Below are 14,936 nucleotides of genomic sequence, written 5' to 3'. Positions count from 1 at the left end.
CTTTTGTCCCAGCCTCTTCCATGACGAGTAGACACATCTTCCCAAGTCGAGACTCTAGTCTACTCATCCTTATTTTTTCGTAGTTCCACGTTTCGTAATATCATGTGACAATACTACTTCACGTTCTTCCAACTCTTCTTTGTGCATAATCTTGGTCAACATCCGCATACTAATGGCTCCAAGGTCATAGAGTGGTTGGCCAATTGTGGATAGATTTGGACGAGTGTAACGCGTTACTTGTGTATCATCACTCGTGATAATTTCAAAGTCTTCAGGCACCTTGACACCTTGATCAGACAAGCCATTCAAAAGTCCAGCTGCCAACTCATCTCCCGTCACAAAAGCAGCAGTTGCTTTTGAAGCAATGACACGTTCTGCCAAATGGTAGCCTTCCTCATAGCGGTATTTGGATTCAAATACCAGACCTTCGCTATAGCTCAATTTTTTAGCTTTTAGAGCTTCTTTATAACCTGATAAACGGATCTTACCATTGATATCATCTACCAATGGACCACTTACAAAGGCAATTTTCTTGTTGTGCTTTGCAAGTTGCGTCACAGCATCAATTGTCGCTTGCTTGTAATCAATATTGACACTTGGCAATTGGTGCTCCATATCCACTGTTCCAGCAAGCACAACTGGCGTACGAGAGCGTGAAAATTCAGAACGAATCTTTTCAGTCAAATGATAGCCCATGAAAACAATCCCATCCACTTGTTTGGAAAAGAGGTTATTAACAACCGAAACTTCCTTGTCATCGTCTTCATCGCTATTTGCAAGGACGATGTTGTACTTGTACATTTCCGCTATGTCGTCAATTCCTTTTGCAAGTGTAGAGAAATAGCTGTTGGTGATATTTGGAATCACAACTCCAACTGTCGTTGTCTTCTTACTAGCCAGTCCACGAGCAACTGCATTTGGACGGTAATCCAAGCGTTCAATCACTTCTAAAACTTTTTTACGTGTATTTTCTTTTACGTTTTTATTTCCATTCACAACCCGGCTAACGGTTGCCATTGAAACCCCTGCCTCACGGGCGACATCATAAATCGTTACTGTATCGTCTGTATTCATAAGATTTCCTTTCGTTTTTGAAAATTTCGTTTTCACTCTCTCATTAATCCTATTTTATCACTTATTGTAAACACTTTCAAGCATTTTGACAAGTTTTTGTAAACTCTTGCTTTTTTGAGGAAAATTTGACAAAATAGATCCATAGAAAGAAGGTAGCATTATGTCTAAATTAGATCAAATCGTCGATTTTCTTGAAACTGAAAAAACAGATGTCGCTGTTGTATCCGATCCTGTCACGATCAATTACCTGACTGGATTTTACAGTGACCCTCATGAACGCCAACTATTCTTGTTTGTCTACACAGACCACGAACCACTTCTTTTTGTTCCTGCCCTGGAAGTAGAGCGTGCGACAGCTGTCGTTGACTTCCAAGTTCTTGGCTATGTCGATTCTGAAAACCCTTGGGAAAAGATTAAAGGGGCTATTGCAAAACCAGATGCCAAAACAGTTGCCCTTGAGTTTGATAACTTGATCCTTACCAAATACCATGGGTTGCAAACAGTCTTTGAAAAGGCCCAATTCACCAACCTGACCCCACGAATCAACCGCATGCGCTTGATCAAATCAGCAGATGAAATTCAAAAAATGTTGGTCGCTGGCCAATATGCAGACAAGGCGGTTCATCTTGGTTTTGACGCCATTTCTCTTGATAAAACTGAAACGGATATCGTCGCTGAAATTGACTTTGGCATTAAACGCCTCGGCCAAGAAATGAGCTTTGAGACCATGGTATTGACAGGAAACAATGCCGCAAATCCTCATGGAATTCCCGGAAGTAACAAGCTCGAAAACGATGCGCTTCTCCTCTTTGACCTTGGTTGTATGGTCAATGGCTACGCCTCTGATATGACGCGTACAGTGGCTGTTGGGAAACCAGATGACTTCAAAAAAGAAATCTACCACTTGACTCTTGAAGCGCAACAAGCAGCTATCTCTATGATCAAACCAGGCGTGACAGCTCATGAAGTGGACCGAGCTGCTCGAAGCGTCATTGAAAAAGCTGGATATGGAGAATACTTCAACCACCGTCTTGGACATGGTATCGGAATGGATGTACATGAATTTCCTTCTATTATGGAAGGAAACGATCTCGTCCTTGAAGAAGGAATGTGTTTCTCTGTCGAACCAGGGATCTATATCCCAGGAAAAGTCGGTGTCCGTATCGAAGACTGTGGCCACGTTACCAAAGATGGATTTGGACTCTTCACCGAAACCAGCAAAGACTTACTCTACTTCGACTAAATTCTTTGCCAATCCTACACTAGAAACTCAGAACAGGCTCGTTCTGAGTTTTTTATTTACTTGTAATGTTAGAAAATCTAACATAAGCACTTGACTTTTTTTCTCCTAGCGATTATAATAGAAAAAATCAATTGACGAAAAGGAGAACCTTATGCCACTTGTAGAATTTAAACATGTCGAAAAATATTATGGAGACTACCACGCCCTTCGCGACATCAATCTAACATTTGAAAAAGGGCAGGTTGTTGTTTTACTTGGACCTTCAGGATCTGGTAAGTCAACCCTTATCCGGACCATCAATGGACTAGAGGCTATCGACAAAGGCAGTCTTGTGGTCGATGGACACCAAGTTGCTGGCGCCAGCCAAAAGGATTTGGTTCCCTTGCGTAAAAAGGTCGGGATGGTCTTCCAACATTTCAACCTTTATCCTCACAAAACAGTGTTAGAAAACGTAACACTTGCCCCAGTGAAAGTTCTTGGAATTGATAAGAAAGAAGCCAAAGAAACGGCTCAAAAATACTTAGAATTTGTAAATATGTGGGACAAGAAAGACTCTTATCCCGGTATGCTTTCGGGTGGTCAAAAGCAACGGATTGCCATTGCACGCGGTTTAGCCATGCATCCTGAACTCTTGCTCTTTGATGAACCCACTTCTGCTTTAGACCCTGAAACCATCGGAGATGTGTTAACTGTTATGCAAAAATTGGCCCAAGAAGGGATGAATATGATTGTCGTCACTCATGAAATGGGCTTTGCCAGAGAAGTTGCTGACCGCATTATCTTTATGGCGGAAGGCCAAGTCTTGGTCGATACCACAGATGTTGCTGGATTCTTCGATCATCCTACAGAACCTCGTGCCAAACAATTCCTTAGTAAAATTATCAACCACGAAAGTGATACTGTTCATTAAGGAGGGAAACAATGAAACGACATAAAAAAGCATGGCTATTAGCCCTCATTCTATTTTGTAGCCTGGCATTTTCAAAGATGGCCTTGGCTCAAACAACCGTTAAGGATATCCAAAAACGAGGCGAACTCATTGTTGGGGTCAAGCAAGATGTTCCCAACTTTGGTTACAAAGATCCGAAGACCGGACGTTACACCGGTCTTGAAGTTGACATTGCAAAATTGATTGCTAAAGAGTTACATGTCAAGGTCACCTACGTTCCTGTCACTGCGCAAACACGTGGTCCACTTTTGGACAATGAGCAGGTAGATATGGACATTGCGACTTTCACCATCACAGATGAACGAAAAAAACTCTACAACTTTACAGACCCATACTATGTAGATGCTTCCGGATTTTTGGTGAACCGTTCAGCCAATATTTCAACCATTGAGGATCTCGATGGGAAAACCATTGGGGTGGCTCAAGGATCGATTACCGAATTATTGCTCAAGTCGATTGCAAAAGAAAAGGGATTGTCCTTCAAATTTGTCGAATTGGGATCTTACCCTGAGTTGATTACCTCTCTTCATGCCCACCGTATCGATGCCTTTTCGGTCGATCGCTCAATCCTATCCGGCTATACCAGCAAACGAACTACACTGCTGAATGATAGCTTCAAGCGGGCTGAATACGGGATTGTGACCAACAAAAAGAATACCGAACTAAACACCTATGTCAATCAGTTGATTCAAAAATGGCAAAAAGATGGAACCCTTCAAAAACTCTATGACCGCTACGGTCTGAAGCCTTCCACAACGACAGAATAGAAAGGAGCCCTCAACATGAATCTCTCATCTTGGTCCGCTTATTTCAAAGATTTTCCTCAATTTTTGAATGGCTTTCTATTTACCATTGCTCTTTCTATCGGGGCTTTTATCCTTGCCATGATACTTGGAATCTTCTTTGGTGCCTTATCAACTAGCAAGAAGAAGGTCTACCGCTTGATTGCTCGAATTTTCGTTGAGTTTTATCAAAATACACCACTTCTCGTTCAATTCATGATTATTTTTTATGGTTTCCCCTTGATTACAAACTATGTGGTCATGATTCCGATCTATTGGACAGGGGTCTTATGCGTCGGTCTCTATCATGGGGCTTATATCGCTGAAGTTTTTCGATCTGGTATTCAAGCAATTCCCAATGGTCAAATGGAAGCTGCCTTGTCTCAAGGATTTACCTACCTTGAAACCATGCGCTTGATTATTCTTCCACAAGCCTTCCGCATTATTCTCCCCCCACTCACCAATCAAATCGTAAACCTCATTAAAAACACGTCCACTGTGGCAATTATTTCAGGGGTAGATTTGATGTTTGTGACGAAATCTTGGTCTGCCTTGAACGCAAACTATATCCCATCCTTTTTAGGAGCAGCCCTTCTCTACTTCCTACTTTGCTACCCTGTCGCTCAGTTTGGCCGCAAAATGGAAGAAGCCAATAAAAAAGCCTACACAATGTAAGGAGGATTTTCATGGACGATATCTTAACAGTTTTAACTCCCACAAACCTTCTCTTTCTATTGCAAGGCTTCGAGTTAACCCTATTTATTTCACTCATTTCGATTGTCTTATCGATGATTTTTGGGACTATTTTAGCAATCATGCGCAATGGGAAGAATCGCTTTTTCAAACTTATCGCTAGTATTTACATTGAGTTTGTTCGAAACGTTCCCAATCTCTTGTGGATCTTCACCATTTTTCTTGTCTTTCAAGTAAAATCGATTCCTGCAGGGATCATCGCCTTTACCCTTTTTACTTCTGCAGCTCTCGCGGAAATTATTCGTGGTGGTCTCAATGCAGTTCACCACAATCAGGTCGAAGCAGGGATGTCTCAAGGCTTTACTTCCTTCCAAATTCTTTATTATATTATCTTGCCACAAGCTATTCGTAAGATGCTTCCAGCGATCATTTCTCAGTTTGTGACCGTCATTAAAGATACTAGTTTGCTCTATTCGGTCATTGCCTTACAAGAATTATTTGGAAGTAGCCAAATTCTGATGGGACGCTATTTTGAACCCTCTCAGGTCTTTACCCTTTATCTATTAATCGCTGCGGTTTATTTTCTCTTCAACTTCGCACTCTCCAGTTTCTCTCACCATTTAGCTAAAAAATGGGAAAATGCGACAGACTGATAGAAAACGATTGCTCTTGCAGCGTGCCCATATCTAAAAACAAGAAGCAGTGGTTGAGTGNNACTCAACTGTGCGGAGGTGGGACAACGAAATCGAATCCTAACGAATGACCAATTTCTGTCCCACTCTCTATTTTTTTAAGATACTGATACCTGGTCTATTTTTTTCTGGGTCGTGATGACAACTTCTTTCAGGCTGGTCCGAGCCATTTCTTTTTCCATGGCGATTTGAATAGCTGCGAGCTTGCCGTCTAAGATGTCGTGGATGTTGTGACCAATCGGACAGTCTGGATTGGGATGGTCATGAAAGCCGAATAACTGACCTGTCGTTCCTAAACATTCTACAGCCCGATAGATATCCAATAAGCTAATCTCGTCGACTGTTTTTGCTAGGGCTGCTCCACCTGTCCCACGCGCTACATGAATCAAGCCTGCCTTCTTTAGCTGAGACAAGGTTTTCCGAATAATCACAGGGTTCACCCCAACGCTTTCTGCTAAAAAATCGCTGGTTACTTTGGTTTTATCCCCTCGAAGGGCAATCATGATCATGACATGGGTCCCGATGGTAAACCGACTCGAAATTTGCATCCTTCATTCCTCTCAATCTAGTCAGCAAAGCATTTTCTTTCTCTTCATTATACTCTTTTTAGATGTAATGTCAATAGTTACACTATGAAAAGAAGGTCTGTAACCAAGCATCGATTTCGAGATCATGACCTTCTCTGTGTTCGATCTCATGAAGAAGCTCATGGTTGTGCGTATGGTGAATGCCATTGACCAAACTTTCATAATAAACTTGGTAGTATGGCAGATGCAAGTCTTTGGCGAGTTGGAGTTCCCTAGCGACGTCATAATCTACCCGTCTAAAATCAACATCCTTAAGCCCTACTTCATCCAATTCAAGAATAGCGTACATAGCCCGAAGATCCTTGCGCAAGTTCTTTTCTAAGAAGAAAGGTTGGCCAATCGAGCCAGGATTGAGGATGAGTTCTCCACCTGAACCATAGCGGAAAAACTGCTGGTGAATGTGGCCATAGACTGCGATATCACAGGCAGGATTGGTCACCAAACGGTCGAAATCTTTCTGCTCTCCAATATGGATCAGTTCACGCCCCCAATTCTTATCCGGCAAATGGTGGGTAATCCCGATTTTCAAGCCACTCATTTCTCGGTGGACCTGCATAGGCATCTCCTGCATGGCTTCGATTTCTTGGGGATTGATTTCTTCGAGAATATATTGACACTGGCGCATGAGGTAGCGATGGCTCGATCTCTTAGGGTCTAGCATTCCCTTCATGGCCCGCCACATACTATCTTCCCAGTTACCGAGGACTTTAACCGTAATCGGTAGTTCCTCCAACAAGTCCAAGAGCGCACGTCTACCTGTACCAGGCATTAAGGTATCTCCTAACAGCCAGTATTCGTCCACCTTGGCTCTTTGGCTATCCGCAAGGACTGCCTCCAAAGCGGTCATATTTCCATGGATATCCGAAAGTAAAGCAATTTTTGTCATGATCTACTCCTTTCTTCCATTATAACAGAGCCTCAAAAATCTTTCAGCCTGAAGCAACGATTTATAGGAAGTTCTTTTCTTTCCATTTCTTTGAATATCAAAGGATTTTTCACTAAAAAGGGCAAGAAAACCTCTAATTCTAATGGACAATTATAAATTTTATGCTATAATTAAAGTGAAATTAAATTATTTCTTAAGTGAAATTAAATTATTTCTTAGAAAGAAGGCTCATTATGAGTTCACAACATATTGAAAGGAAATCTCTTCAAGAAATCAATCAGTCCATCAAGGTGCCAAAAGGAATCTCTTTTTGGAAAAACCTTCTTCTCTTTTCAGGACCAGGTGGTCTGGTGGCCGTTGGCTATATGGACCCTGGTAACTGGATTACCAGTGTGGTCGGCGGTGCCCAATATCGCTACCTTCTCTTATCGATCGTTCTCCTCTCTTCTTTGATTGCCATGCAATTGCAACAAATGGCTGGAAAATTAGGGATTGTTCATCGTAAGGATCTAGCTCAAACAACCGCTCATCACCTCTCTAAATGGCTTCGCTATACCTTATGGGTCGTTATTGAATTAGCCCTTATGGCTACAGACTTAGCCGAAGTTATCGGATCTGGGATCGCTCTCCACCTCCTTTTTGGATGGCCCTTGCTCTTTTCCATTCTGATCACCATTTTTGACGTCTTCCTCTTATTGGGATTGATGCACCTTGGTTTTCGGAAAATTGAAGCCATCGTTTTGACTCTGATCTTAACGATTCTAGTCATCTTTGCCTATCTGGTCTTTCTATCGAAACCAGATATCGGTGGGATCTTTGCCGGCTATCTACCTCAAAAAGAAGTACTAGGGATCGGGCTTCCAAAAGGAAATGAAGCCTTGACCTTGGCTCTTGGGATTATCGGAGCCACTGTCATGCCCCACAATCTCTACCTTCACTCATCCATCTCTCAAACCCGTCGAGTGGACTACAAGGACCAAGCTGATATCAAGCGTGCCGTACGCTTTATGACCTGGGACTCCAATATTGAGTTGGGCTTGGCCTTTGTCGTCAATTCTCTACTCCTCATCCTTGGGGCTGCTCTCTTCTTTGGACATGGTGATAAGATCAATGCCTTCTCCAGCATGTACAATGCTCTCAAGGACAACCAAATCGCAGGGGCAATTGCCAGTCCATTCTTGTCGACCCTCTTTGCCATAGCCTTGTTGGCTAGTGGTCAAAACTCGACCATTACGGGAACGTTGACCGGTCAAATCGTTATGGAAGGCTTCTTGAAATTCCGTATACCGCAGTGGATGAGACGGCTTATAACCCGGATTTTCGCTCTTATTCCTGTGATTACTGTAGCTATTTTATTTGGAGATCAAGAGCATGTCTTGGATGACCTCTTGGTCTATTCCCAAGTCTTCCTATCGCTTGCCCTACCGTTCTCCATCTTTCCTTTGGTTTACTTTACCTCTAATAAAGAAATCATGGGAGAACATGTCAACGCCAAATGGAATACCTTATTAGGCTATCTGGTCGCCATCGTCTTAACGGTCTTAAATTTCAATTTGATCTACACCACCTTTATCAAATAAAAAAGGCGGAGTGGAACAGTCAGCAAAGCGCTGCTGTCCCACTCCTTTTTTCTTGCCTTCTATTGTGTTCCTAAAAATTTCCTGACCATTTTTTAAAGAGGGAATTATTTTAAATAAAAAAATTTTTCCAAATTTGTCCGAAATTCTGTAATCGCTTGTCCTTTCTACCCTTGTAATATTTTTATACAGTTTTCCTTATTTGTACAAAAAAGGGTTTTGTTGTTCATTTCCTCTAACTAGCGTATAATGTACTAGTTGGTAAGATGAAATGATTTCATCTTCAAATAAATAGAATGAAACTGATTCATAAAAAAATAGAAAGGAATTTATGGCACGACAAAGACAAACAACTACCAAGCTAGACTTACGAAATGCACTCTCTAAATTGTTGTTGGAGCAACCTTTTGATACGATTACCATTCGCCAATTGACGGAAACAGCTGGGATAAACCGAGGAACCTTCTACCTGCATTATGTCGATAAAAACGACATGTTTGATCAAATGAAATTGGAAATGATGCAGGAATTGGACAGTCTCTTTATTGAAGGCAGCCCCGTCAAGGTCAATTTCCTTAATGTTTTGACAGCGATAAAAGAGAATTATGATTTTATCTATGCTCTTTCACAATCTAGCTGTCCAGATTTCCGTAAACTTGTCAGAAGTTTTACCCTTCATGCCTTGGAAGATACTCCTCATGCTAAGGAGCATATCATCGCTGATTTTCAAGTCCCATATAAATATGGTCTTGAGATCTTCATTGCGACCATCGAATCCGTCATTGTGACCTGGCTGGAATCTGGAGCCAAGGAAGACCCGATTGAGATTGCAACCATTATTCTCAGTATCTCAGACTTTGCAAGCTGGAACTAAACAGTTCATTTTAAAAAAGCTGGCTCAATTGTCCTACAGACAAAAGAACCAGCTTTTTCTTATTTGATTAGGGTTTTCTTGCTAACATAGTCGCAAAGCGTAGTTGAATCCGATGGCCATTTTCATCTCGACGATGGAGGTGGCCAGGATTTTCATTGTATTTGACCAATTCCCAATCCTTGTAATACTCCGCCAATTCTCCTTCTTTAAAGGTAAACGAGAAGGGCATCTGACAAGGATAATCTTCTGTATCCATGACACATACAATGAGGTTATAGCCACCTGAAGTGGTGTGCTCTTGCATATTGCGGATAATGGCTGGAATCCGATCGGCTTCTAGAAACATGAATACGACTGTGGACACAATCAAGTCATAGTCTTGGGTGAGCGATGCAGCATTGATATCATAAAGCCCGACTGGCATCTCTAAATCTTCTTCGGCAACAATACTTTGGAGTATCTCTAAGGCCAGCTCATTTTGATCGACGGCTGTCACATCAAAACCATGTTGGGCCAAAAAGAGGGCATTACGTCCTTGACCACATCCAAGATCCAGCGCCTTTCCAGCTGGGACAATTCCCACTGCTTCTAGCACCTCTGAATGGACAGGGTTGGTATTGTACTTTTTAGGAAAATAGTCTTTTGGCTCACAGTAAAATTCCAAGTACCACTCCACATCGTCAGTCGCCGCTTCGACACGGTGCCAGGCCTGGGGCTCGGCCATGGGGTTCTCTGCTCCTGCTTCAAAAATGTGGCTCGCGATTTCTTCTCCCTCTGCTGTCAATTCAATAAATCTTAACTGACCTTTTAAGACAGTAATCTTTCCCCAGGTTCCTACCTTGGTATTGTGCTTTCTTTGAAGAGCTTCTGGCATGGTATCCTTGGTCCAGATAGGCATGCGCTTGTATGCGATTAATTTTTGTGTCATGTGGCTTCTCCTTATTCTTTCAGTACTCTTATCATACAAGAAAAAGCCCCTTTTTACAAGTTAGAAAAAAGGCCCCTCTCCGAGAAAAAGGCAATTCTGAAACAAGTTTCAGAATTGCCTTTTTAGTTTAACGTGTATTGTATTGTTTCATGACCCGTGCGACATCCCGGTTTTGTTCCCGTCGTTTGATGGATTCACGCTTGTCATAATCATGTTTCCCTTTAGCGAGTCCCAAAAGCAATTTGGCATAGCCATCCTTGAGATAGACCTTTAAAGGCACCAGGGTCATTCCTGTCCCTTTGGTTTCTTGGTCCAGCTTTTGGATTTGCTTTTTATGAAGAAGAAGCTTGCGACGACGGTCTGGATCTTGGTTCCAGATATTGCCTTCCTCATAAGGGGCAATATGGACGTTGCTGAGCCAAACTTCTCCATTTTTAACTTGTGCAAAACCGTCTTTCAAGTTAATGCGTGCTGCACGAACACTTTTGATTTCGGTTCCCGTCAGCACCATTCCTGCTTCAATGGTTTCTACAATTGTATAGTCATGTCTCGCCTTTTTATTTTGCGCGACGACCTTTCCTTCGCCCTTTGCCATGGTTGGCTCCTTTCTTTGCTACTTCCTTGTAAAATGGTTTCTTCCCTTTTTTCTTTTTGGATGATTCTTTTCCTTTTGCATCTCTTTTAACGGTCGAACCCTTAGAAACTTTTTTGTCTTTGCGTCTGCGATCCCTGCGATTACCATCTCGGTCACGTCCTTTAACCTTGAGGCCTTTTTCGACGATATCCCATTCACTTGGAATGTAGGAGAAGTCAATCTCTCCTGTCATCTTGTCAGCTCTTTCCACCTTGATCCGGATTTGTTGACCGACACGGAAGGTCACACCAGATTTTTCCCCGCGAAGGGTTAGATCTCGTTCGTTAAAATGGTAGTATTCAGGAAGATTAGTAATATGGATCAAACCTTCGACCGTATTGGGCAACTCCACAAAGAGGCCAAATTTCACAACGCTCGAAACCACGGCATCGTACTCTTCCCCAACATAGTCTTCCATGTATTCGGCCTTTTTCATAGCCTCTACTTCGCGCTCTGCGTCAATAGCCCGGCGCTCTCGACTAGAGGATTGGCTGGCAATATCTGGAAGGACTTGTTCAAAGTGTTCTGCCACTTCTTGGGATTTACCGTATTCACGCACCATTCGATGAACCATCAGGTCCGGATAACGACGAATGGGACTGGTAAAGTGAGTATAATACTCCGCAGCGAGCCCATAGTGGCCATGGTTGTGCTCTGAATAACGGGCCTGTTGCATCGAGCGCAACAACATCATCGAAAGAACATCTGCATAAGGTTCTCCTTTGACCTTGCGCATAATTTCTTGCAGGGCTTCTTGGCTCATCTCACTAGCCGTTCCGTAGATTTGGATCCCAAAGCTAGAAGCATAATCGATAAACTTCTGTACTTTTTCTGCCTTTGGATCTTCGTGGATCCGATAGATAAACGGCAGTTTCATTCGTGTAAAGTGCTCCGCCACTGTCTCATTGGCAATCAGCATAAAGGACTCAATCATCCGCTCCGCAATTCCTCTTTGACGGAGGACAATGTCGACCGGCTTTCCTTCTTTATTGACTAAGATTTTAGCCTCATTGGTATCAAAATTGAGGGCTCCACGGCGAATCCGCATGCTTTCTAGAATACCGTGCAAGGTGGCCATTTGATGAATACTTGGGACAATTTTCTTAAACGCTTGAGCCTTTTCTTCGTCTCCCGCTAGGATATCATTGACGTCGCTATAGGTCATTCGGAAGGTCGTATTGATCACTGTTTGGGTAATGGTATGCTTGACGACCTTGCCATGAGGATCAATCTCCATAATGGCAGACTGGGTCAGGCGGTCCACATTGGGATTCAATGAGCAGATCCCATTGGACAAGCGTTTTGGAAGCATGGGTACTACTCGGTCGGTCACATAGACAGAGGTTGCACGATTTAGAGCTTCCTTATCAAGAGCTGAGCCTTCTGTAACGTAATAAGAGACATCTGCGATGTGAACCCCCAGCTCAAAATTGCCGTTCTTCAGTAGCTTGATATGGACCGCATCGTCCAAGTCTTTGGCATCCGCTCCGTCGATCGTAAAGGTGATTTCCTCTCGCAGATCCAACCGTCCCTCTAAATCCTTTGCAGACGGTGCATCTGGAACCTGCTCAGCCTCTTTCAGCACTTCTTCTGGAAATTCTGAGACGATATCCATGGATTCCAAGACTTCTAAGACATCGATCCCCGGATCTGTCACGTGACCGACAACATCCTGAACTGTCGCTACAAAATAATTGTGCTTACGACTCGGATATTGGTCAATTTCGACCTTAAGGATTTCAGTTCCTTCCAATTGAAGCGCCGGTTTCTTCACATAGATCAGCTGGCTAATCTTTTGATTTTTGGACCGAATGTAGCCGGCATACTTGGGCTTTTCCTCATCTAGAACAAGTTGCCCGACCACCGTTTTAACACTATGCTCCAAGACATCGATAATCTTGGCTTCTGCTGCGGTTCCCTTGTTTCGGTCTGCAACCTTAGTAATGACGAACTCAACGGTATCCCCATCGATGGCATAAGAGACATCATTTCGACCGACAAAGAGATCCTCTTCTTCGCCTTCTAAACTGACAAACCCAAAGCCATTTTTATGAGCATGAAAGATCCCCTTGAGCGTGATGGGTGCTGCCTTTTTTTGGGCCAAACTCAGCGAACCATCGTCCTCAAACTTCAACTCATGACGGCGTTCCATCAAAGAAATGGTCTTGACCAACTCACGGAAGTCCTTCGCGCCTTCTTTTTGTAGAGCCGCTGCTAGGTCATGGATCTGGACCTTGCCGTGCTCTTGTAAATAGTCTATAATCTTTGTTTTCATTTTGATTCTTGCTGGCTAGCCAGCCTCCTCTTTCTAACGTTTCTGATCTTGTACTTTACTGATTAAACGGAACTTTTGCAAAATAAAAATAGGCAAAGAACTTGTCTGAGCCTATCTTATTTACTAGAAAGTGCCATCAAGATCATCGCGATCAACAGCCAGAAGAAAATCATGACTCCTGTCAAACGCTGCATCACGGCTTCAAAGCCACGTGCTTTTGAACGTTCAAACAAGTCATTTGAGCTGGCGTCAAAGACGTTGCTCGATTGGTTTTTAGTTGGCTGCATAAAAATTGCGATAATAATCAATACTGATAATACTAGTAAAATAGTTGTTAATACTCCGCTCATATTCAAAACTCCTTAAAATCTTCACTATTATACCATGAAATTCATTTCGATTCAATATGTAAGGTTACTTTTCTTTCCTTAGGACAGTATTTCAGAACCTCAATCTTTTCGGGATGGGTTTTGGTATTTTTACTAGTTAAATAATTCTGACTGCCACAGCTGGTGCAAGTCAATTGAACTTTAATTCGCACGAATTTCTCTCACTTTCAAATACTTTCTAAATAAGAACAAGAGGAACAATAAGTCTGTAAAGGCCAGGAGCGCCGTTCCATAGAAGACCCAATGGTAACCAAAATGCATGAAAATTCCAGATCCCATCATGGGCCCTAATACGCCCCCTAGATAGTAAAAGAGTTGGTTGTAGCTGAAGATCCGTGAGATGCCTTCTGGAGGAGTTAAGCGATTTAACAAAGCGGAAACGCCTGGCAATAAAGCTCCGGTTCCAATCCCAAAGAGAAAGCGTAAAATCCCCAATTGTAGCGGATTTTGTGCTTGGGCGCACAGCATATAAAGACAACCACTATAAAAAAGAGCAATCAATAAAAGCCTGTGATTTCCTATGCGATCTCCTAATTTCCCCATCCAACCTGCAAAGAGCATGCTAGAGACTCCCATGGCTGAAACGATCATCCCCGACACGAAGATGAGATTGTTTTTTTGCCCTAAAGCCCTCACATAGAGTGGCAGGACTGGTGAGATAGATTGGGCGATCATTTGAATGGTCATACTGGTTAAAAAGAGGCCCAAGAGGATATCTTTTTGCTGAATAGATTTTACCAATTCCCAGCTGGATTTTTGTTCTTCTTTTGGAAGGGGCTCGTAGTCTTCCTCGATCCCCCAGAAGGTCAAAAGGGAAACTAGAAATAAGAAGAATCCTACTAAAAGAAAGACATTGCGCATTCCTAAATTCTCCGCAATGAAGCCCCCAATCAAGGGACCCATCAGAGTACCCGCCACAACACCGGTCGATAAGGTCCCTAGGGCATAGCCCGATTGGTCCTTGGGGACTTGGCTTGCGATCAAGGCTGTACTATTAGGAACAAAGCCTGAAAAGACACCATTGAGTAAGCGCAAAACCAAAAGCCAAAAGACCGACGGCACAAAGGCGATCCCGCCCATGGTCAGGGTCATGGCAATAGAAGCTCTAAGCATCATGGGTTTGCGACCAAAGCGGTCAGCCAGGCTTCCCCAGATAGGAGACATGATCGCAGAGGTGACAGAAGAACTCGCAACAGCAATCCCTGCATAAAAAGGAACAGCCTTACCCGTAACACCCAATTCTTCCACAAAAAGGGCCATAAACGGTACAACTAAGGAAAGGCTAGCTCCGATGAAAAAACAACCAATCCAAGCGATCCATAAATTTTTACGCCAATTGACTTCTCTTGTGAT

Annotated in this window: 16 protein-coding genes; 7 read left to right on the top strand and 9 right to left on the bottom strand. The window is 42.9% G+C overall.

From position 1 onward, the window contains the following. Positions 1-69: 69 nt before the first annotated feature. Positions 70-1,074 carry a catabolite control protein A gene (gene ccpA, locus BTU61_RS05145; RefSeq protein ID WP_200772618.1) on the bottom strand — a complete coding sequence of 335 codons (1,005 nt, stop codon included), beginning with the start codon at positions 1,072-1,074 and terminating at the stop codon, positions 70-72. 160 nt (positions 1,075-1,234) lie between these two features. On the opposite strand from ccpA, the gene BTU61_RS05140 reads away from it, so the two are divergent. From BTU61_RS05140 to BTU61_RS05120, 5 genes are all read left to right on the top strand, one after another. Continuing rightward, a complete protein-coding gene (locus BTU61_RS05140) occupies positions 1,235-2,317 on the top strand; it encodes a M24 family metallopeptidase (protein WP_200772617.1) in 1,083 nt (360 codons plus the stop codon). Between the two features lie 151 nt (positions 2,318-2,468). Next, the gene (locus BTU61_RS05135; RefSeq protein WP_200772616.1) at positions 2,469-3,227 is read left to right on the top strand and encodes an amino acid ABC transporter ATP-binding protein; all 759 of its coding nucleotides are present in this window, start codon (positions 2,469-2,471) and stop codon (positions 3,225-3,227) included. A gap of 11 nt (positions 3,228-3,238) precedes the next feature. Then, positions 3,239-4,033, top strand: coding sequence for a transporter substrate-binding domain-containing protein (locus tag BTU61_RS05130; protein ID WP_200772615.1), 795 nt, complete (start codon positions 3,239-3,241; stop codon positions 4,031-4,033). A gap of 15 nt (positions 4,034-4,048) precedes the next feature. After that, positions 4,049-4,723: an amino acid ABC transporter permease gene (locus tag BTU61_RS05125; protein WP_187540417.1), complete on the top strand. Its 675-nt coding sequence runs from the start codon at positions 4,049-4,051 to the stop codon at positions 4,721-4,723. Between the two features lie 11 nt (positions 4,724-4,734). Continuing rightward, complete coding sequence (locus BTU61_RS05120) at positions 4,735-5,394, top strand: amino acid ABC transporter permease (protein WP_200772614.1); 660 nt, start codon at positions 4,735-4,737, stop codon at positions 5,392-5,394. Positions 5,395-5,531: 137 nt separating this feature from the next. Here the strand turns inward: BTU61_RS05120 and BTU61_RS05115 are convergent, their stop codons facing one another. After that, entirely contained in the window at positions 5,532-5,981 is a 450-nt protein-coding gene (locus BTU61_RS05115) for an Rrf2 family transcriptional regulator (protein WP_187540413.1), read from the bottom strand. A gap of 82 nt (positions 5,982-6,063) precedes the next feature. Then, positions 6,064-6,906 carry a metallophosphoesterase family protein gene (locus BTU61_RS05110; protein ID WP_187540411.1) on the bottom strand — a complete coding sequence of 281 codons (843 nt, stop codon included), beginning with the start codon at positions 6,904-6,906 and terminating at the stop codon, positions 6,064-6,066. 233 nt (positions 6,907-7,139) lie between these two features. Between BTU61_RS05110 and BTU61_RS05105 the strand changes: the two genes are divergently transcribed. Both BTU61_RS05105 and BTU61_RS05100 read left to right on the top strand, forming a co-directional pair. Next, positions 7,140-8,486, top strand: a complete 1,347-nt coding sequence (locus tag BTU61_RS05105; RefSeq protein WP_200772613.1) for an Nramp family divalent metal transporter — start codon at positions 7,140-7,142, stop codon at positions 8,484-8,486. Between the two features lie 328 nt (positions 8,487-8,814). Beyond that, positions 8,815-9,357 carry a TetR/AcrR family transcriptional regulator gene (locus BTU61_RS05100; protein WP_200772612.1) on the top strand — a complete coding sequence of 181 codons (543 nt, stop codon included), beginning with the start codon at positions 8,815-8,817 and terminating at the stop codon, positions 9,355-9,357. Between the two features lie 67 nt (positions 9,358-9,424). Here the strand turns inward: BTU61_RS05100 and tehB are convergent, their stop codons facing one another. From tehB to BTU61_RS05070, 6 genes are all read right to left on the bottom strand, one after another. Continuing rightward, positions 9,425-10,285 carry an SAM-dependent methyltransferase TehB gene (gene tehB, locus BTU61_RS05095; RefSeq protein WP_200772611.1) on the bottom strand — a complete coding sequence of 287 codons (861 nt, stop codon included), beginning with the start codon at positions 10,283-10,285 and terminating at the stop codon, positions 9,425-9,427. Positions 10,286-10,412: 127 nt separating this feature from the next. Then, the gene (gene smpB, locus BTU61_RS05090) at positions 10,413-10,880 is read right to left on the bottom strand and encodes an SsrA-binding protein SmpB (RefSeq protein ID WP_200772610.1); all 468 of its coding nucleotides are present in this window, start codon (positions 10,878-10,880) and stop codon (positions 10,413-10,415) included. Beyond that, on the bottom strand, positions 10,843-13,194 hold the full coding sequence (rnr, locus tag BTU61_RS05085) for a ribonuclease R (protein ID WP_200772609.1): 2,352 nt from the start codon (positions 13,192-13,194) through the stop codon (positions 10,843-10,845). The genes smpB and rnr overlap by 38 nt, the downstream gene beginning before the upstream one ends. Before the next feature lie 116 nt (positions 13,195-13,310). After that, positions 13,311-13,544 carry a preprotein translocase subunit SecG gene (gene secG, locus BTU61_RS05080; protein ID WP_187540399.1) on the bottom strand — a complete coding sequence of 78 codons (234 nt, stop codon included), beginning with the start codon at positions 13,542-13,544 and terminating at the stop codon, positions 13,311-13,313. Between the two features lie 41 nt (positions 13,545-13,585). Next, positions 13,586-13,735 (bottom strand): 50S ribosomal protein L33, encoded by a 150-nt coding sequence (rpmG, locus tag BTU61_RS05075; RefSeq protein ID WP_003005699.1) that lies wholly within the window; start codon positions 13,733-13,735, stop codon positions 13,586-13,588. Further along, a complete protein-coding gene (locus BTU61_RS05070; RefSeq protein ID WP_288598603.1) occupies positions 13,725-14,936 on the bottom strand; it encodes a multidrug efflux MFS transporter in 1,212 nt (403 codons plus the stop codon). Before BTU61_RS05070 ends, rpmG begins: the two co-directional genes overlap by 11 nt.

The sequence above is a fragment of the Streptococcus lactarius genome, assembly GCF_016642265.1.
GTDB lineage: Bacteria > Bacillota > Bacilli > Lactobacillales > Streptococcaceae > Streptococcus > Streptococcus lactarius.
Note: the sequence above shows the minus strand (reverse complement) of the source record. Positions and strands in the feature narration are given on the sequence as shown.

Bases quoted from the DNA above. Each gene is read 5' to 3' on its own strand.
- ccpA (WP_200772618.1), bottom strand. From the start codon at position 1,074: ATGAATACAGACGATACAGTAACGATTTATGATGTCGCCCGTGAGGCA.
- BTU61_RS05140 (WP_200772617.1), top strand. From the start codon at position 1,235: ATGTCTAAATTAGATCAAATCGTCGATTTTCTTGAAACTGAAAAAACA.
- BTU61_RS05135 (WP_200772616.1), top strand. From the start codon at position 2,469: ATGCCACTTGTAGAATTTAAACATGTCGAAAAATATTATGGAGACTAC.
- BTU61_RS05130 (WP_200772615.1), top strand. From the start codon at position 3,239: ATGAAACGACATAAAAAAGCATGGCTATTAGCCCTCATTCTATTTTGT.
- BTU61_RS05125 (WP_187540417.1), top strand. From the start codon at position 4,049: ATGAATCTCTCATCTTGGTCCGCTTATTTCAAAGATTTTCCTCAATTT.
- BTU61_RS05120 (WP_200772614.1), top strand. From the start codon at position 4,735: ATGGACGATATCTTAACAGTTTTAACTCCCACAAACCTTCTCTTTCTA.
- BTU61_RS05115 (WP_187540413.1), bottom strand. From the start codon at position 5,981: ATGCAAATTTCGAGTCGGTTTACCATCGGGACCCATGTCATGATCATG.
- BTU61_RS05110 (WP_187540411.1), bottom strand. From the start codon at position 6,906: ATGACAAAAATTGCTTTACTTTCGGATATCCATGGAAATATGACCGCT.
- BTU61_RS05105 (WP_200772613.1), top strand. From the start codon at position 7,140: ATGAGTTCACAACATATTGAAAGGAAATCTCTTCAAGAAATCAATCAG.
- BTU61_RS05100 (WP_200772612.1), top strand. From the start codon at position 8,815: ATGGCACGACAAAGACAAACAACTACCAAGCTAGACTTACGAAATGCA.
- tehB (WP_200772611.1), bottom strand. From the start codon at position 10,285: ATGACACAAAAATTAATCGCATACAAGCGCATGCCTATCTGGACCAAG.
- smpB (WP_200772610.1), bottom strand. From the start codon at position 10,880: ATGGCAAAGGGCGAAGGAAAGGTCGTCGCGCAAAATAAAAAGGCGAGA.
- rnr (WP_200772609.1), bottom strand. From the start codon at position 13,194: ATGAAAACAAAGATTATAGACTATTTACAAGAGCACGGCAAGGTCCAG.
- secG (WP_187540399.1), bottom strand. From the start codon at position 13,544: ATGAGCGGAGTATTAACAACTATTTTACTAGTATTATCAGTATTGATT.